Source organism: uncultured Chryseobacterium sp. (assembly GCF_913776365.1).
Classification (GTDB): domain Bacteria; phylum Bacteroidota; class Bacteroidia; order Flavobacteriales; family Weeksellaceae; genus Chryseobacterium.
This window is the reverse complement of the sequence record NZ_CAJYMO010000203.1, coordinates 1-18,989: the sequence shown is the minus strand read 5'-3', so window position 1 is coordinate 18,989 and position 18,989 is coordinate 1. Positions and strand designations below refer to the sequence as shown.

Sequence of the window (18,989 nt, the reverse complement as noted above, 5' to 3'; positions counted from 1 at the left end):
ATATCCAATGTCTACGGACCGGGCACCTACACCATCAATGTATCCGGTACCGATTTTGCCACCACTTCGCAAACCGTTACCATTGCTTCCGGGACCACCTTTGTGGATGTCCCGGTAACCTACAACGGCACCGGTGCGGCCGGACAGAAAACCGTAACCCTTACCTTGGGCAACTCTTCCACCACCTGCGCCGTAACGGCCAACGTCGAATCCTCTTTCGGGTGTAACGCCAATATGTACATCTCCCAGGGAAATACCCTCTACAGGGTCAATACGGCAGCCAATCCTTTCACCTATCCTGCCGTAGCAACCTATACCAGCAGCATCAACTCCATCGGGATCAATCCTGTGGACGGGCTGATGTACGGAACGGTGGACGGCGGGAACACGATCGTCAGGATCAATGCTTCAGGGACTTTTACCCTTATGGGCGCAGTCTCCGGGCTTCCTACAGGGGTTACCTTCAACGTGGGGGAATTCGATTCCTCCGGAAATTATTATGTGAAACAGTCCGGTTCCAATGCAACCCTCTACCGGGTGAATCTCGCCACGATGAGCGCCACTGCGCTGAGCCTTTCCCAGGCCATCAATATCTCCGATCTGGCCTACAGGACCGCTGATGCCAGGCTCTACAGCGTCTCCTCCGATACCGACGGCAGGCTGCTCTCGATAGACCTTACCACTTCCCCGGCTACCGTTACCTTCATCGGAAACAACAGTACGGTAACCCCGTTCGGGGCCATGTTCGCTTCCTCCACCGGAGAATTGTACGGCTCGCTGAACACCGGCGGGTTCTACCAGTTCAACCTTACTAACGGCCAGCGGACGCTGATCTCCTCATCGCCTGCCAGCTCTTCCAACGACGGGGCGCACTGCGTTACGGCTCCCATTGCCTTCAGCGCCGATCTGTATGCCACCGTTACCGACGGGGTAACGACCTATGCACCGGGAACTACGCTGACCTACACCGTGGTGGCAGGAAATAACGGGCCTTTCGGGGTGCAGGGCGCAGCAGTATCCTTTCCCGTCCCTTCCGGGATCCCGGCTTCCAGCGTCACTTATTCGGCAGTTGCTGCCGGCGGCGCCGTCACTACGGTGACCGGAACACAGACCGGCGGCCTCGCCGATACGGTGAACCTGCCGGTAAACGGCACCGTTACCTATACCGTTACCATCAGCATCCCGGTGACCTATACCGGAAACCTGGCCGGTACCGCCACCGTAACCTCTCCTGCCAACAGCACGGATCCCAATACGGCCAACAATACGGCCACCGATACCAATACCCAGTCGGTATGTTATAACCCTGCCAATACGGCCACTGCCGGAATTGACACCCGCCTTGGGATCACCCTTCAGAAAAATGCAGGTGCAGCCAACGGGAACTGGCCAATGGCCCGCAAGTCTGCCCACGCCGTGATCGAGTCCAATACCCAGGGGTTTGTCCCTACCAGGGTGGCCACGGCCAACCTGCCCGGCATCACCACCCCGCAGGAAGGGATGATGGTGTTCGATACCACGGCAAGATGCTTAAAGATCTATTCGGATGGCGCCTGGAGATGTTTCTCAGTCCCGTCATGCCCTTAATTAAAAAAAATCAGAAAAATGAAAACAGGAAAAATAGTAACCGCAGCCTTAGTCGCTTTTTCAGCCTCTGCATTTTCACAGGTCATCATGGGAGATGCCACGGGTACTGCGGCCAATAAAACCAGCGTACTGCTGGAATTTGCCAACACCAACAACAAAGGGATCATCCTGCCCTATGTAAGGACCCTTCCCACCGCCCCGGCAGAGGGCACCCTGATACTGGACGCCGTGAATGCAGCCCAGGCAAGGGTACGGTATTACAACGGTTCGGCATGGATCGATATGAGCGGGCAAAACGGGAACATCACTTCCGTAATGGCCACCCAGCCTTCGGTGGCGGAGACTGCCGGTGGGAAAGTAATCATCGGGGCCGCTTCCACCTCAGCCGCCGGAGCGGTAGTGCTGGAATCGGCTACCAGGGCCATGGTGCTGCCCACCGTTACGGATGTGAGCAACATCCCGAGCCCTTCCCCGGGAATGATGGTCTATGTCAACAGGACCGGAGCCAAGAGACTCGCCGTATTCAACGGCGAAAGATGGTCCTTCTGGGCCCCCCAGTAAATACAACGGTAAAATCCCGGCTCAGAGGCCGGGATTTTTATGAGGTAAAAACAACGGTTTTAGTTGGAAGAATACGATGCAGCAGAAAAAATATTTATATATTTGCATTCATTCATGTATATTTGAGTATACTGATTATTAATTTTTAATCCCCGGTCAGATGACAGGGGATTTTGTATGTATACTGTTTTTTTAACATGGGAAATATTGGAATTACCCGTAATAGGCGATCTGTAAATAAGCCTGCTGTGTTTTTCACATGGTAAAGTGATTTACCATACACGGACTTTTCAAGGTGAAGCAAATAATCCTGATCCCAATCACTGCAACACCGGAGAGAATTCCTATTCTGAATAGTTACGTTTCATATTAAAACTGTTGCATATTGAATACCTGTTCTAGATAAAATCTATTTTTACATTTCCGGAAAATATTATTTAAATAAACTGATGTTGAAGGATAACAGTATAATTATCAATTTGTTTATGGGGTTAGAGTTTAATTGTTTAATTAAGATGGAAAAGTCTGTTTACATTTATAATGCTTCAAACTTATTTGCCGGTGCTATATCTGGGTATAAAATAATATCTTTGCATCCTTAATTAATAAAAAGAACTATGAAACTCAACTACCTTATAAGCCTGTCTTTTGCAGGTATCTTCTTTGCCACAGTTTTAAAAGCACAGGCTCCTGCCATAGAATGGCAAAGATCTTTCGGAGGAACAGCTGATGAATATGCCAGTTCCATCATTCAGACAGCAGACGGAGGTTTCATGATCGCAGGCAGCTCCAATTCGAATAACGGAAATGTTACGGGAAATCATGGAAATTCAGACTACTGGCTTTTAAAGCTTAATGCAATGGGCAACCTGCAGTGGCAAAAATCTCTGGGCGGAACCGGAAATGACTTTGCAACATCCATCATTCAGCTTGCGGATGGAGGCTATACCGTTGCAGGAGTTTCCAGTTCCAACAATAGCGATGTAACCGGAAACCATGGGAATGCAGATGGCTGGATCGCCAGGTTAAATCAGGATGCCGGAATCCTGTACTGGCAGAAGTCTTTTGGAGGAACAGGTTCTGACGTCATTAATAGTATAATCCCTACAACGGACGGCGGATATGTATTTGCCGGAAGCTCTACTTCCATCAATGGTGATGTAGCAGGAAATAAAGGCTATGTTGATTATTGGATCGTAAAAATCGATGCTAATGGTAATATCCAGTGGAAAAAATCATTAGGCGGAACAGGCGACGACAGGGCTGCCTCTGTTGTGCAGACATCGGACGGAGGATATGTGGTGGCCGGATATGCGGAAGGCGACAGCGGCGATGTAACGGGGAGCCACGGAGGAAAAGATTACTGGATTCTGAAATTGAATTCTGACGGAGGTGTCATCTACTGGAAAAAATCCTTAGGCGGTTCATTTCAGGAGTTGGCAACGTCTCTTGTTAAAACTTCAGACGGCGGTTTTATAGTAGCCGGGCACTCTTCTTCCAACGACGGCGATGTATCCGGTAATCATGACGGAACCGACTATTGGGTCACAAAATTAAATGCCGACGGCAATATCCAATGGCAAAAAGCATTGGGAGGAAGCAAACAGGATCTGGCTTCTTCTGTCATCCAGGCTGCCGACGGCGGATATCTGGTGTTAGGAAGCGCTTCCTCTACTGATGGCCAGGTAATAGGACATCATCCCGCTTCCGGCACACTTTTTTCGTATGATTACTGGGCTGTAAAATTAAGCCCTGCAGGAAACATTCAATGGCAGAAATGCCTGGGAGGATCCGGAATTGATAATGCCTATGACGTTGTCCAGACAACAGACGGAGGATATGTCATCGCCGGAAGTTCTGATTCGAACAATGGTGATGTAACGGGAAATCATGGAAGCAGTGATGTCTGGATTGTAAAGCTTGCTCCGGAAAATAATCTGGCCACCGACGAAGTGATGAAAGAACTCTCCGTTAATATTTTTCCCAATCCTGCAAAAGACCATATTACCTTAAAACTTGATTATTTTACACCTGCTATGGAAGCTACGATTACCGATGTTTCGGGAAGAGTAATCCATATTCAGAAACTGGACGGGCTTACCACCAGAATCGGTACGGGTCATCTTGAAAAGGGTGTTTATTTTTTACATGTAACCGGCGGAAAGAATAATATGGCTAAAAAATTTATTAAAGAGTAACTGGTCACCGATATATTAAAAAAACCTGTTTTATACAGGTTTTTTTATTACAGCATCTGTTCATACTATTCCTGCCGTACCGCACTGTCCGGATAATTTCGTCAATAGTGAAATTCTATACAGAATTTACGGTTCTGGTTCTGGGGATCATAAGGTAATGTTTTTTTATTATTTTATTTAATTGATTATTAATATATTAGATTCAAATAATTAAACTTCAAAGCAGAAAGCAGATCAGGGATTTTTAAACAGAAGTATTCTTTACAAAAGATGAAGAGATAATTTTTATATAAGAATTTTTACAGCAATATCGGCAGAAGTAAATTCCGGCATTCCATCTTTTCACCTGATCTCTGCTTCGGACTTATGTTATTTATATCTTTGATGAAAATAAATAAGATGCTATGGAATTCACATAGCATACACCTTTCTATCTTTCCATCCAACATATAAAAATAAATCCGCAAAGGGCTGCCCGGTACCTGTGTATTCAATAATGATATTTATTTTCAGCAGTAATTTTTTCCGGGATGCGGGGTTAGAGCAAGCACCGCCGGAAAAGACTGCTTTTGAATTGTACGGGTATGGCACTTGTAGCTACTTGATGGATTATACGGATATGATTTTAAGATTTCGAATACAGTAACCGGCATTATAAAAATAATTTGCCGGTCATCGCATTTGATGGTACATCTTTTACTTCAGCAATGCTTATCAGCTTCCGCAGCAACATCTTGTTATTGAATGTATTGAATCCGTAATATCCGGAAAGGTAAAATGCCAGCTCCTCAGGATAATATTGATGTGATTTTTCTCCGGAAAGTGTTTGCAGTGTTTGAATCGTGTAATCGATAGTGGCGTCTATCCAGGTAAAACATTCATTTTCATTGTTTTTCAACTGTGCCTGGATCATAATCACATCGATATCATTTCCCGATTGGTCCAGGTTGAAATTTGTATAAAAATAAAAAGTGTTGTTTTCATAAACCAGGAACTTTTTTTTAATGATAAACGAAAACAGGGCATCCTCTGTAATTTCCGTTGGAGTATAAAGAATCACATCGTCATCCTCATAGATATAATCTTCACCATCACTGATAAGAAGGTCTTTTATTTTTCTGTTTTTATAGGTATATCCGGTAACCAATGTATTTCCTTCCAGCAGGCTTCTGAATTCGTAGGGCTGAAAACCGCACAGCCCTTTATTTTTACTGATTTCCATAACGTTTTGTTTTACGATAGATTCCGGGTATGATAAGGAAATAGATGAATGATTAAGCATGTGTTCCCTAATTTCTGCACGCATCTGAATGGTCTGACTTTTAAAAATAAAAATACGAAGTTTGAGTGATCATGAAACGTAACAGCAGCTTCTCAACGAAAAGTATATGGGCAGGGACGAAATACATGCAAACTGTATTGCCGGCAGGACCTGAGAGGGAAATCCGTTCTTATATTACGGTAAAACAGGATTATTCCACCCATCATGAACCGGGCAGGATTTTCCTATACAGCATTCTGGTAATGCCGTCAGTCGCCATATTTTCCGACTTCCCGTTTAATTCTGCTTTTTGATGAATTTCTGTACTGATGTTTCTTTTTCGCCTTTCAGGATCAGGTAATAGAGGCCTGCTGCAAGATGCGAAACATCGATAACCGGTTGTACTTTGGCTGAACGTACAACAGTTCTTCCGGCAGCATCCGTTACTTCATACCGGCTGTATCCTTCAGCTTTGACATGAAGAATTCCTGTGGTAGGATTGGGATGGATCAGTATGTCTTTTACGGATCGATATTGTTCTTTAGCATCCAGGGTTTCCTGAGGGACAAGCCTTGCAAGACCATTGACCGGCTGGCCGTCGAAGCTTCTTAAAGCTCCTGCCACCAGAATGCCGGTCCCCTGTTTTTTGATATCAGCCACAACATCGGTATAGAACCTTCCTGTATAAGACTGGAATCCGGTACCGATATCAAAGGTGGTATCGTAAGTTCCGTTCTCATTATGTCTTGTGAGTCTTTTCGGGTTGGCGGCTTCCGGCTGCCCTGTAAAGAATTTTCCGTTGTTTTCAAACTCCAGAGCCGCATATTGGGTAGCCATCCCGTCATTAAAAGTCTGTATGACAAATGTATTATCGAGGGTTCCGTCTGTATTGAAACGCATCAGCGTATGACCGGACAATAAATTGGAAACTGCATAAATTTTACCGTTTGCCGCGGGGAAGATATCCCAGATGCTCGGTTGTGAAGTAACGGTGGTAAATGTATTGTCTACCTGTCCGTTGGTCAGCATCCTTTTGATGGTGGCATTGCCGCTTCCCGAATCGGAACCTGTAACCAGGACTTTCCCATCCGGCAACAGCTTCATTTTTGAGACGTATCCCAGATACGGATCTGTGTAGTTACCGGTGGTATTAAGCGTTCCGTCCGCATTCAGTAAAGATAAAATCTTGGTAATGCTCACAAATCCCGTACTGTTGCTTAAATATCCGATCATTTTAGGCGTGAGAACCCTTCCGTCGTTAAAGAGGATGAAATTATTTCCCAGTAGGCTTCCCACCAGTCCGATATCGTTTCCGACGGTACTGAAATAAGAGCTGTCCAGGCTTCCGTTGGAATTTAATCTCAGAAGTGCCCCTCTGGATTCATCTGTCCCTATGCTTCCGTAGGTTCCCAGGAAAATTTTACCATCTGCCGAAAACTTGATTTCCTTCGGAACAGATTGGGCATAAAAGTAGGTGCTGGTAGGGAATGCAAAGCTGGTGTCGACAGATCCGTCCGGGTTCAGACGCACGATTTTATCCGTTGCCACACCATTATATGAATGGAACCAGCCTGTAACGATAATCTTACCGTCCGGCTGGATGAATATTCTTTCCGCAGCCTTGTCAAATCCTTTGCAGATATTCTGGAAAGACGTGATCCTGCTGCCGCTGGACGGGTTGAACATCACAATATTGCCTGCATAATCCTGATTATAATATTTGATGGAGCCGGAGGCGATTACATTGCCACTCGGGTGGAAGCTCAGGTGGTCTATATGATCCTGATAGGAATAGCCGTTGATCAAATGGGTGACTTTCCCTTGAAAAGTGGTATCCAGGGTAGCATCATCGTTCAGCCGCATGATACCTGCAACAGGCTGTCCGCCGTAGCTTGAAAAGTTACCTCCTACGAGGAGCTTCCCGTCCGGTTGAACGAGGAGCGCATATACGCCGTTTGAGGTGGAATCCGGAGGGAAGTTCAGATAAAATGAATTCGTTGAAAATGTATTGTCATAATATCCGTCGGCATTCAGGCGGACCAGGTATTGTGTCCCTGAAAAAAAAGTGCCCTTTCCTGCCAGATAGATCTTGCCGTCATTCCGGATGGTAAGATTCCGGATTTTACTGAAGGTGCCGGGAGTATATACATGGAATGACGGATCATTGCTGCCATCGGAGTTAAGCCTTATTGGATAGGAGTCGGAATCTACTGCCACGATCTTTCCGTTCGGCTGCAAATCGAAATAATAAAAATCGCTTTGGAACTGTGTGCTTGCATGAAATGAAGTATCGGTAGAACCATCAGGATTCAGCCTTACCATTGAATTGTGAGCCATCCCTGCATAGGCGGAAATATTCCCGGCTACCAGGATTTTTCCGTCAGCCTGCAGGACAACTTTTCTCAATATCTTCTTCACTACGTTCTGCTGAAAAGCAAACGTCCCGGGATTGAAGGTCGTATCCCTGCTTCCGTCCGTATTCAGCCTTATGATATAATTGGCAGCAGCATTATTGTGGAGATTGAAAGCACCGGCAATGATTATTTTGCCGTCAGGCTGCAGCACCACACTCTTTACTTCTTTATCAAAAGCTGCCGTGGTAAAGCCTGTATCAGCAGTATTGTCAGGATTGATCCTAACCATATTATAGGATTCCCCGCCCACCACAATGCCATAGGTCCTGTAGATTACGAGGATTTTACCGTCCGGCTGGGGAACACTGAAATCGATCCCCATTTTTCCGTCGATAAAGAGTTTATTGGTCTGGAAAGCTGCATTGAAAGCAGGATCCTGTACATATTTATTTTGTGCGTAAAGGCTGTTGAAACCTGAAAAAGAAAGCAACATCAGCCATAGAATAGCGTATATTTTTCCCATAAAGTATGAATCAATTAGTTTCGGCTAAATTAATGATATTAATTGGATTAAAAGCCAGTATCCGGAAATGCATAAACCTTTTGATTTCTTTTTTCAGGGACCGGTAGGATGGTCTGTTCTTTTATTCCGGGTACAGCATTACAATTCCCTTTATCCCTGTCACAAACACCGGCATTTTATCGCAGCTTCCGGATAAATTCAATAAGTTTGCATCAGTTTTCCAAAAATACCGCCATGTCCGGAAATATACTGATCATTGATGATGAAATCAAGCTCCTGAAACTGCTGGGAATGATCCTTAGCCAGGAAGGATTCAATATAAAAGAGGCTTCCACCGCACGTTCGGCCCTGACGATGCTGGAACATCATGAATTTGATGTGGTGCTGAGTGACGTACGGCTTCCGGATGCATTCGGGGTTGACCTGGTGAAATCCATAAAAGCGAAATATCCCCACCTGGAAATCATTCTGATGACCGCCTTCGGAAATATTACGGATGCCGTACAGGCCATGAAAAACGGGGCTTATGATTATCTGGTGAAGGGCGATGACAATGACAAAATCATCCCGCTGGTATACAGGGCACTGGAAAAGGCAAAAGACAATTCTTCAAAAAAAATACAGAAAAGCGCAATGCCGAAAGGCTTCGGTTCGGTCATCGGAAGTTCACCGCTCATCCTGCAGGCTAAAAAACTGGCGGAAAGGGTTGCCCTTACTGATGCTACGGTGCTGCTGACCGGTGAAACCGGAACCGGAAAAGAAGTTTTTGCGCATGCCATCCATGAAGCGGGGGAAAGAAATAGAAACAGTTTCGTCGCCATCAACTGCTCCGCTTTCAGCAGGGAAATCCTAGAAAGCGAACTCTTCGGGCATAAGGCCGGGGCCTTTACCGGCGCGGTAAAAGACAAAAAGGGACTGGTGGAGGAAGCCAACGGCGGCACCCTGTTCCTGGATGAAATCGGGGAGATGCCCGTTGATCTGCAGGCCAGGCTGCTCCGTGTGCTGGAAACGAAAGAATTCATCAAAATGGGTGAAACCAAAGTCTCGAAATCGGATTTCAGGCTGATTGCCGCGACCAACCGCAACCTGGAAGAGGAAATCCGGCACGGGAATTTCCGCGAAGATCTGTATTTCCGGCTGAACATCTTCGAGATCCGCCTTCCCGCACTCCGCGAAAGGAAAGAAGATCTCAGGGCGCTGACGCAGAATTTCATCGATGTCTTCTCGCGGAAGCTGAACCTTTCCGGCATCAAGGCAAGTCCGGAGTATTATAAAATGCTGGAAAAGAACGACTGGAAAGGCAATATCCGCGAACTCCGCAACACCGTGGAAAGGAGCCTGATCCTGATGAACGGACCCCTGCTGGAGACCGATAGCCTGCCCCGGTATCCGGAACAGCCTTCTACCGGCATACAGGATTCCCTGAGCATGAAATCCCTGGAGCAGGAACACATCCGGAAAGTCCTGGCGTATACCAAAGGCAACAAGGCCGAGGCCGCCCGTCTGCTGGAAATAGGGATTGCCACATTGTACCGTAAGCTGGAAGAGTATGAACTGCGGTAAGTGCGGAGGACGCTAAAGTTCTTCGGATCACTGAAGCTTATCGTAGTCCGTTATCAACAGCATCGGGTTTAACGACATTGTGAACGGCATTGGACGACCCGGGAACTGCTTTGAGCTGAAGCCATTCTTAACACTAAAAACAGAAAGCGTGCGGTATCCTATTTTATAATATCCCATCTTAGAAGATTATTTCTTTTCTTCAAGGCATTTTTATTGTTTTGTTCCATCATTCTGGAGAATTCCGGCCAAGCAAGTTCTTTTCCTGAATTGTCATAATAGTGCACATCATCTTCACTATTTCCAGCCTTCATAGGAGCCGGCTTTTCATAATAGTTTTTAATAATTTTTCTTAAATCGTTTTCATCTATACTGATAGGGTCAAGCCTGAAATAATAAGGAATGTCTTTTATATCAAAAGCAGATAATGATTTAATCGCTACCAAAGTAAATGAAATTCCTTTATTCTCATCTTCTGCCTTTACCACCAGGCCGGGAAGTCCCTGGAAAAAATAGGGGCCATCCTGAATAGGAATATCCGGTGTGAACCATACGGTCCATTTCCTTTTATTAAGTACCGTCGTTGCTTTTTGAACAGGCATGCCCAGAAACTGATCTTTCTCCGGAGAAATCTGCCAGTTTAATTTTTTATTCATATTGACCTTATAATAATTCTGGCAGCTGGTGTAGAAATCGATCGTGAATTCCGGGTATTTCTTTATGATCAACTCTAAAAACTTAATTCCCTGATAAGGATATTTTCCTATGGGCCGCTCTTTGATTTTCACAAGAGAATCCTGTTCAGGAACTTCAGAAGCATAGAATTTGGAACCGGTTTTTCCGATGTCTAAATTCAAAAGTTCCTTTTCCCTGGTATCAAGATGGGTGGAATCCTGAGCGAAACTATATTCATAGACAAAACGCTTATTCTGGCCTTTAGAGAATTGATTAAGTAAGAGTAATAAGGCAATGATGATCCTGTGCATGGAAATAATAGGGTTTTAGTTTTACCTCAAATATAGTATTTTTATACACACTAAAGTGAATAAATTGTGAATGGCGGTGATCAGCCATCCCTTTTTCCGGATACCTGGCCTTTATAGACCCGTTCGGCGGTGCCGGTTGGATTTAAAACAATGTTAACATCTATTTAAAACACGGGCCGTACAATCAGCAATATCTTTGCAGAAACGCAGATTAAAAATTAAATCTTATCTTTATCATAAAGCCGGATGGCTTTTCATTTAATTATTCAGTTATATTATGAAAAAACTTATCTTAGGGTTGGCAATTGCAGGCACCGTTATTATGAAGGCACAAACCCGGATTATCGCCCACAGGGGCTATTGGCAGACCCAGCCGCCGACTACGGAAAATTCACTCAAAGCATTGGAAAATGCACAGAAGCTGAAAATTTACGGCGCAGAATTCGATGTCAGGATGACCAAAGACGGTATTCTGGTAGTGAACCATGATGAGCACCATGCGAAAATGGAGATCTCTGAAACCAGTTTCGGGGATCTTGAAAAGGTAAAGCTATCCAACGGTGAGAATTTCCCTACGCTGAAAGACTATCTGAATAAAGGGAAAAAAGACCGGGCATTAAAGCTGATAGTGGAAATAAAACCCGACAAGACAAAAGAAAAGGAAAACGAGCTGACGGCAAAAACCATTCAGATGATCAAAGACATGAAGCTGGAATCCCAGTGCGAGTTCATTTCCTTCAGCCTGAACATCTGTAAGGAAATCAAAAAGCTGGCCCCTTCCTTTAAAGTGCAGTACCTGAAAGGGGAGCTTTCTCCGCAGGAGATTAAGAAAGAAGGGCTGGACGGGATCGATTACCACTACAGCATCTTCCAGAAAAACCCGGCCTGGATTGCCGAAGCCAATGCATTGGGGCTGATTACCAATGCCTGGACCGTAAATGATCCGGATGTGTTCGAAGAACTTAAAAAGCAGAACATCGGTTTCGTAACCACCAATATCCCGGATCAGCTGAAAGATAAATAAACCGGCATTCCAATAAAACTGAAAACAGCCTGTCCTCTAAAGACAGGCTGTTTTTTGTCTGAATACAAATTATCCCTGATCCGGATACCAGGTGAGGTAGGTAAGTGGTATCTGTTATTTTCCCATAAAAAGACAATAAAGGTAGGCAATGAAAATGAGTAAACTGCATTAATAATCGGTAATGGTTTCAAACAGCTGTTAATCAGAAAGGTATTGATTTCTGTTAAACATAAATTAATATACCGTTTAATAATTCTTTAATATATGTTAAAACCTTATTAAAACGCTACTCATAATGTCGTTCTATTTTTGCGCAAACAAAAGGATATGCGTAAAGAGACACAGAAGCTGTTTATTTTGTCGCTTTTAGGATTGGTAAGCGTCAATATGGCAGCTCAGCAAAAAGCCAGGCGGGATACCATTAAGAGCATCGACGAAGTAGTGGTAACGGCACTTGGAATTAAAAGGCAGGACAAATCATTGGGATATGTTGCGGAGACCATTAAATCCGAAGAACTGCTGAGGACCCAGAACAACAACTGGTCCCAGGCACTCGAAGGAAAAGTGGCGGGACTGAAGATCCAGACGGCCGGTGCCGGGCCGCTCGGCAGCTCCATTATCAAGCTGAGAGGAGACATCTCCATGAATCCCGACCAGAACAATGCCCTGATTGTGGTAGACGGCATCCCGTTGAACAACAGCACCACCGGTACGGGCTTCTCTGCGTACGGAGCCGGTTCCAAAGCAGACCTTCCGATTGATTACGGAAACGGCATCAACACGATTAATCCGGATGACATCGAATCCATCACCGTACTGAAAGGTGCCACTGCCTCGGCACTGTACGGATCAAGAGGGGCCGGAGGAGCCATCATGATCACCACAAAATCCGGGAAAAGCAGGAAAGGGAAAGTACAGATCACTTTGAATTCCTATTCCAGCTATGATACGGTCCTGAAATGGCCGGATTACCAGTATGAGTACGGCCAGGGGACGCTTCAGAAAGATGCCAAAGGAAATTTCTACTATTCTTACGGTGCTTCCGCAGACGGGGTGAATACCGGCTCTACCAGCAGTGCCTTCGGTCCGAGGTTTGCCGGACAGTCCTTTTTCCAGTATGATCCTTCAGTAGAAGGCCAGAGTCTTCAGCGCCAGTTGTGGAGACCGTATAAAGACAACATCAAAGGATTCTGGGAAACCGGCACTACTTTTTCCAATAACATCGCGCTGGAAGCTTCCAACGACAATACTGCTTTCCGGTCTTCCCTGACCTACCTTAAAAACGAATGGATGATGCCGAATACCGGCTTCGACAGGTTCTCTGCCGCTTTTTCTGTAGATCACAAGATCAGCGAAAAACTGAAAGTGGGAATCAAGATCAATTACAGCAAGACCAAAAGCGATAACCTTCCGGCAACCGGGTACAGCAACCAGTCCATTTCCTATTTCATGATCTTCCAGAATCCGAATGTAGACCTTTCCTGGTACAGGCCGATCTGGAAAGCCGGGAAAGAACAGGTAGAGCAGATCCATCCGTTCAGTTCCTTTATCGACAATCCTTACCTCATCGCTTACGAAATGCTGAACGGGGTAGATAAAAATTTTATTACCGGAAACGTAAACCTCAATTATAAAATTACCAAAAACTTTGATGTCATGATCCGCTCGGGAATGGAGCTTACCAATGAACTCCGTACCCAGAAGAGACCATGGAGTTCTGCCAATTACCTGCAGGGAATGTACCGGGAACAGCATATCAAGCTGATGGACATGAACAACGATGTATTATTTACCTACAAGAACAAATTCGGCGACTTTGATTTCAGTGCATCTGCAGGCGGAAATATCCGGTACGTGGAATATGTGATGAATGATCAGATCGCAGAAGGCCTGCTCCGGCCGGGGGTCTATTCTCTGCCGAATGCCATTTCGAATATCTCAAGATTTGCCAAACCGAACGACCGCCAGGTAAACAGCACCTATGCCCTGTCCACGATCAGCTATCAGAATAAAATATTCCTTGATCTCACCGCGAGGAACGACTGGAGCAGCTCGCTTCCGGTAGAGAACCGTTCTTATTTTTATCCTTCGGCGGCTACATCATTCATTCTTTCCGATATCTTTAACCTGACTTCAGACCGCTTCAATTTCTGGAAATTCAGGGCCTCCTGGTCCAGGGTAGGAAACGACTCCGATCCTTACCAGCTGGTTAAATATTACAACAACAGTGATTTCGTAGGATCGGTGGAATCCCCGTCCTTATACCCGAATCCGGGTCTCCGTCCTAATATGATTACCAGCATCGAAGCCGGAATGGATTTCAGCATCCTGAAAAACAGGCTCAGCTACACGCTTACCGCGTATCAGAACAACTCCAAAGACCAGATCGTAAGAATTCCGACCCTCTGGGAAACCGGGTTCAGCAGTAAGGTTATCAATGCCGGGGAAGTAAGGAACCGCGGACTGGAAGTTACCCTGAACGCTTTTCCGGTGAAAAACAAGAACTTCTCATGGGCCGTGAATGCCAACTGGTCTATGAACAGGAATAAGATCCTTTCCCTTCCCGATGAATTCAATGGGGAGCCTTACACGATGGGAAGCGTAGGAGGAGTCGTTTACTTCAATGCTGTAGTGGGTGGATCACTGGGAGATATGTACGGTTACGGCCTGATGTATTCTCCAGACGGCCAGGTAATCTATAATGCAACGGACGGACTGACGGCAAAACCTACCCAGATGAAGCGGATCGGGAATGCCTATCCGGAATGGAGGGCCGGAATCCAGAACGAGTTCAGGTACAAAGGAATTACGGTAAGCTTCTCTTTCGACGGGCAGTACAAAGGAATGGCCTATTCCCAGTCCCACCACAAAATGACCGAACAGGGAAAACTGGAGCATACCCTGATGGGCAGGGAAAACCCGAACGGGATGATTGTAGGAAACGGTGTGGTACAGAACCCGGACGGATCATTTTCGTCCAATACCAAAGCCATTTTATTATCCAGTTACTATGCCGACTACTACAGAAGAGCTAATGTGGAGACCAACACTTTCGATACTTCTTTTATCAAGCTGAGGGATGCCCGCATTTCCTATACCTTCCCGAGAAGCATTACCGAACAGCTGAAAATAAATGATCTTACCCTTGCCTTATTTGGCCGTAACCTCTGGATGTGGACCAAATTCCCGCTCTTCGATCCGGAAGCCGCTACTTTGAACGACAGCCAGATCACACCGGGTGTGGAAATAGGCCAGCTGCCGACAGCCAGAACCGTAGGGATCCAGCTTAATGTTAAATTTTAAAAATCTTACAACATGAAAAAACTGTTTTTACATATCATATTGGTTGCAGGCATCGGACTGATCCCGGTATCCTGCAGCAGGAGCCTAGATGACGTGAATACCGATAACAGCCGGAGCAGCGAACCGGTAGCCTCAAAACTGTTGCTTCCCGTACAGTACAATATGGCGGCCGTTAACTATATGAGGGCTAATGATTTCACTTTTGACCTGATGCAGGTTTCCCTGGATTTTCCCAATGAAGGAAACACCCTGAGCCGGTACAACATCACCGAAAATACGGGCGCCGGGTTCTGGAACAACAGCTACAAATGGATCAAGCAGCTTAAAGACATGAGATTTGCCGCAGAAAGGGACAACGACCCGAATTATCTGGCGATTTCCATGGTGATGAATGCGTGGATCTATTCCAATCTTACCGATACCTATGGCGACGTACCGTTTTCGGAAGCTTCCAGTCTGGAAGAAGGCATCGCCCAGCCGAGATTCGACCGGCAGCAGGATATTTATGTTAAACTGCTGGATGACCTGAAGGCGGCCAATTCCCTTTTCGTCACCTCGAAAGCATTGGGCGGCCCTGATCTTTTTTATAAAGCCGAAAGCGATGCCAACGGTATCCTTAACTGGAAAAAATTCTGCAACTCACTATCCCTGAGGCTGCTTACCAGGATATTGAGCAAAGACGGCGAGGTGAATGTAAAGGCCAGGATCCAGGAAATTATCAGCAATCCGACAACCTATCCGATCTTTCAGAGCAACTCTGAAACGGCCAAAGTAGCGGTAACCGGAGTAGCCCCGCTTCTTCCGCCGATTACCAGGCCTCAGGACTTTACTACGGGAAGGGCTGCTTCGGCCTTTTTCGTGGAAACGTTAAAGGCGAATAATGATCCGCGGATGTCGATGTTCTTCAGCCAGGCAAAAAACCTGTCGAATGCCAACATCGGGTATAAAGGTGCGCCTTCCGGGTATGCCTACGGGACCACTTTTGATTACCAGCCTTCCAATATGAACCAGAACCTGTCAAAGGCGCCGCTGAATATCCTGGTCTATCCTTATGCCGAGCTGCAGTTTATTCTTTCGGAACTGGCCTTCAAAGGGGTTATTTCAGGAAGTGCCCAGACATATTATGAAAACGGCGTCAAGGCAACGATCGAGCAGTGGGGAGCTACCATGCCGTCCAATTATTTCAGCAATGCCAATGTGGCGTACAACGGAACCCTGGAGAGGATCATGCTTCAGAAATATGTCGCGCTCTTCTTCGTAGACCAGCAGCAGTGGTTTGAAAAAAGAAGAACCGGTTTTCCGGTACTTCCCAACAACGGGGGCCTGCTGAACAACGGAATCATGCCGTCAAGACTTATGTATCCGCCAAACCCGAGAGTATTGAATACGTCCAATTATCAGGCTGCCGTACAGCAGATGGGCGGCGACAACATCAACGTAAAAGTATGGTGGAATAAACCATAATTAAATAATAAAATTAAGCAATTATCATTAATCAGTTGCTGATTGGTAACGCCCTTAAGAACGAAAAAAATTAACGGTTTTAAACAAAATCCTTTGCGGACGTAGCGTTAAAAACCGGCAGTCACAAACAAATTAATCAAAATTAAATGAACATACAATTTTTAATGCCCTGCCTGCTCATCTCGGCCATGGCATTCTCACAGGCTTCCGTTTCAGGGTATGTGTATGAAGACACTAATAAAAACCAGAAGAAGGAAAACAGGGAAAAAGGAATCGAAGGGGTAGCAGTGTCCAACGGAGCCCAGGTCGTACTTACCGATAAAAACGGACGGTACAGCCTGCCGGTTCAGGAGGGGCAGACGATCTTCGTGATCAAGCCTTCCGGATACATGACGCCCGTAAACGGGAATAACCTTCCGCAATATTATTATCAGTACAAACCGAAAGGGTCGCCGGCGGATTTCAAGTACAAAGGTTCCGCACCGACGGGAGCGCTTCCGAAAGAAATAAACTTTGCCTTAAACAGGCAGAATGAAAGCAAGAATTTCGATATCCTGGTTTTCGGAGATCCGCAGCCTTACACGGAAAAGCAGCTGGATTATTTCAGGAGAGCCATCGTAAACGAAGTAAAGGGAACCAAGAAAAATGCCGTGCTGGGAATCAGCCTCGGCGACCTGGTGGGTGACAACCTGAGCCTGCAGAAACCGTATGCGGATATCATGAAGGAAGTAGGGCTGCCATGGTACAATGTGATGGGGAATCATGATATGAACTATGATGCAAAGGAAGATATGCTTTCCGACGAAACCTTTGAATCCAATTTCGGCCCGGCCAATTATTCCTTTAATTACGGGAATGTTCACTTTATGGTGCTGGACGATATCCTGTACCCGGATCCACGCGATGGCAAAGGCTATTGGGGCGGCTTCCGTGAAGACCAGCTGAAATTTATTGAGAACGACCTGAAACTGGTGGATAAAAATAAGTTGATCGTCGTTTCTTTCCACATTCCTTTAGAGCATACCAACGAAGATAATTTCAGGAATTCCGACCGTCAGAAACTGTTCGGTTTCCTGGCACCTTTTAAAAATGCTTTGCTATTATCGGCACACACCCACATTCAGCAGCAATTATTCTACGGGAAAGAAGCGGGCTGGAACGGTTCCAAAGACCTTCACGAATACAACGTCGGGACAACCTGCGGCGACTGGTGGTCCGGAACTTCCGATGACCTGGGATTACCGACCTCTACCATGAGAGACGGTACGGCCAAAGGATATTCCTTCATCAGCTTCAGCGATAACGAATACAAAGTAAAATACAAAACGGCCGGAAAACCGGAAGATTACCAGATCAACTTATACGTTCCGAAGATCATTCCGTTCCCTTCAAAAACTTCGGCAAAAGTATTGGCCAACTTCTTTATGGGAAGCAGAAAAGATAAGGTGGAATACAGGATCGACGGTGGCAAATGGGAAGACATGCAGTACGACGAAACCGTAGACCCGGGTTTTTCCATGTCGGTTTTCAAATGGGATACTACCCAGACCATGCTGGCGGGCAGAAGGCCTTCCAATCCGGAAATGTCCAAACACATCTGGACAGGAGAATTCCCGAAAAAACTTTCCTTAGGAAAACATAAGGTTGAGGTAAGAGCAACGGATATGTATGGAAACCAATTCTCCGCAACGGAAGAATTCGATGTACAGAACCAGGTCCTTATTCCCTGATTTTTTCATTTTTTACTATACTTTCAAAGAAACCGGCCCGCTTTTGGGCCGGTTTTACTTTTTAATAACTGAACAGACAAACCTTCAAGTTTTTCAAAACCTTGAAAGTTTAGAATTGGACGCTTTTGGATCGGTTTAATTTTAAACTAAACCTAAAACTAAATCTCAACCTCAAAAATTTACACATTTATTATATCGATCGTCACCATATCTCCTGAGGACTGTATTTCCCGATCATCTTTCGTAAATTTGCATCTGCGAATAAAAAAATATAAAAAATGAACATCAACGGAAAAAATGCCGTAATTACCGGCGGCGGAAGAGGATTGGGAAAAGCGGTGGCACTGGCACTGGCAGCAGAAGGCGTCAACATCGGAATTACGGGGAGAAATGAAGAAAACCTTAAAATGACGGTTGATGAAATCCAGAAGCTGGGCG

The 18,989-nt window shown here is 45.6% G+C and carries 11 protein-coding genes and 1 pseudogene; 9 read left to right on the top strand and 3 right to left on the bottom strand.

What is annotated here, in order from left to right:
* From QZ735_RS10275 to QZ735_RS10265, 3 genes and pseudogenes are all read left to right on the top strand, one after another.
* Positions 1-1,587 (top strand): annotated as a pseudogene (locus QZ735_RS10275) (hypothetical protein); the annotation flags it as partial.
* 18 nt (positions 1,588-1,605) lie between these two features.
* Positions 1,606-2,148, top strand: coding sequence for a hypothetical protein (locus QZ735_RS10270; protein ID WP_294247813.1), 543 nt, complete (start codon positions 1,606-1,608; stop codon positions 2,146-2,148).
* 617 nt (positions 2,149-2,765) lie between these two features.
* Positions 2,766-4,346 carry a T9SS type A sorting domain-containing protein gene (locus tag QZ735_RS10265; RefSeq protein WP_294247810.1) on the top strand — a complete coding sequence of 527 codons (1,581 nt, stop codon included), beginning with the start codon at positions 2,766-2,768 and terminating at the stop codon, positions 4,344-4,346.
* A gap of 652 nt (positions 4,347-4,998) precedes the next feature.
* On the opposite strand, the gene QZ735_RS10260 is transcribed toward QZ735_RS10265, so the two are convergent.
* Both QZ735_RS10260 and QZ735_RS10255 read right to left on the bottom strand, forming a co-directional pair.
* Positions 4,999-5,568 carry a hypothetical protein gene (locus QZ735_RS10260; RefSeq protein WP_294247807.1) on the bottom strand — a complete coding sequence of 190 codons (570 nt, stop codon included), beginning with the start codon at positions 5,566-5,568 and terminating at the stop codon, positions 4,999-5,001.
* 336 nt (positions 5,569-5,904) lie between these two features.
* A complete protein-coding gene (locus QZ735_RS10255; protein WP_294247804.1) occupies positions 5,905-8,484 on the bottom strand; it encodes a T9SS type A sorting domain-containing protein in 2,580 nt (859 codons plus the stop codon).
* A 234-nt stretch (positions 8,485-8,718) separates the two neighbouring features.
* Here QZ735_RS10255 and QZ735_RS10250 point away from each other — a divergent pair, with 234 nt between their 5' ends.
* Complete coding sequence (locus QZ735_RS10250; RefSeq protein ID WP_294247802.1) at positions 8,719-10,047, top strand: sigma-54 dependent transcriptional regulator; 1,329 nt, start codon at positions 8,719-8,721, stop codon at positions 10,045-10,047.
* Positions 10,048-10,205: 158 nt separating this feature from the next.
* On the opposite strand, the gene QZ735_RS10245 is transcribed toward QZ735_RS10250, so the two are convergent.
* A complete protein-coding gene (locus QZ735_RS10245; protein ID WP_294247799.1) occupies positions 10,206-11,030 on the bottom strand; it encodes a GLPGLI family protein in 825 nt (274 codons plus the stop codon).
* Between the two features lie 277 nt (positions 11,031-11,307).
* Between QZ735_RS10245 and QZ735_RS10240 the strand changes: the two genes are divergently transcribed.
* The 5 genes from QZ735_RS10240 to QZ735_RS10220 form a co-directional block, all read left to right on the top strand.
* Positions 11,308-12,054 carry a glycerophosphodiester phosphodiesterase family protein gene (locus tag QZ735_RS10240; protein WP_294247795.1) on the top strand — a complete coding sequence of 249 codons (747 nt, stop codon included), beginning with the start codon at positions 11,308-11,310 and terminating at the stop codon, positions 12,052-12,054.
* A gap of 327 nt (positions 12,055-12,381) precedes the next feature.
* Positions 12,382-15,357 carry a SusC/RagA family TonB-linked outer membrane protein gene (locus QZ735_RS10235; RefSeq protein WP_294247792.1) on the top strand — a complete coding sequence of 992 codons (2,976 nt, stop codon included), beginning with the start codon at positions 12,382-12,384 and terminating at the stop codon, positions 15,355-15,357.
* Positions 15,358-15,369: 12 nt separating this feature from the next.
* The gene (locus QZ735_RS10230; RefSeq protein WP_294247782.1) at positions 15,370-16,821 is read left to right on the top strand and encodes a SusD/RagB family nutrient-binding outer membrane lipoprotein; all 1,452 of its coding nucleotides are present in this window, start codon (positions 15,370-15,372) and stop codon (positions 16,819-16,821) included.
* Positions 16,822-16,967: 146 nt separating this feature from the next.
* Positions 16,968-18,551, top strand: coding sequence for a calcineurin-like phosphoesterase C-terminal domain-containing protein (locus QZ735_RS10225; protein ID WP_294247779.1), 1,584 nt, complete (start codon positions 16,968-16,970; stop codon positions 18,549-18,551).
* A 278-nt stretch (positions 18,552-18,829) separates the two neighbouring features.
* Positions 18,830-18,989, top strand: a 160-nt coding sequence (locus QZ735_RS10220) for an SDR family NAD(P)-dependent oxidoreductase (RefSeq protein WP_294247816.1), incomplete at its 3' end; no start/stop codon positions are given.

Excerpts from the sequence above, each read along its gene's own strand:
- QZ735_RS10270 (WP_294247813.1), top strand. The coding sequence starts at position 1,606 with ATGAAAACAGGAAAAATAGTAACCGCAGCCTTAGTCGCTTTTTCAGCC.
- QZ735_RS10265 (WP_294247810.1), top strand. The coding sequence starts at position 2,766 with ATGAAACTCAACTACCTTATAAGCCTGTCTTTTGCAGGTATCTTCTTT.
- QZ735_RS10260 (WP_294247807.1), bottom strand. The coding sequence starts at position 5,568 with ATGGAAATCAGTAAAAATAAAGGGCTGTGCGGTTTTCAGCCCTACGAA.
- QZ735_RS10255 (WP_294247804.1), bottom strand. The coding sequence starts at position 8,484 with ATGGGAAAAATATACGCTATTCTATGGCTGATGTTGCTTTCTTTTTCA.
- QZ735_RS10250 (WP_294247802.1), top strand. The coding sequence starts at position 8,719 with ATGTCCGGAAATATACTGATCATTGATGATGAAATCAAGCTCCTGAAA.
- QZ735_RS10245 (WP_294247799.1), bottom strand. The coding sequence starts at position 11,030 with ATGCACAGGATCATCATTGCCTTATTACTCTTACTTAATCAATTCTCT.
- QZ735_RS10240 (WP_294247795.1), top strand. The coding sequence starts at position 11,308 with ATGAAAAAACTTATCTTAGGGTTGGCAATTGCAGGCACCGTTATTATG.
- QZ735_RS10235 (WP_294247792.1), top strand. The coding sequence starts at position 12,382 with ATGCGTAAAGAGACACAGAAGCTGTTTATTTTGTCGCTTTTAGGATTG.
- QZ735_RS10230 (WP_294247782.1), top strand. The coding sequence starts at position 15,370 with ATGAAAAAACTGTTTTTACATATCATATTGGTTGCAGGCATCGGACTG.
- QZ735_RS10225 (WP_294247779.1), top strand. The coding sequence starts at position 16,968 with ATGAACATACAATTTTTAATGCCCTGCCTGCTCATCTCGGCCATGGCA.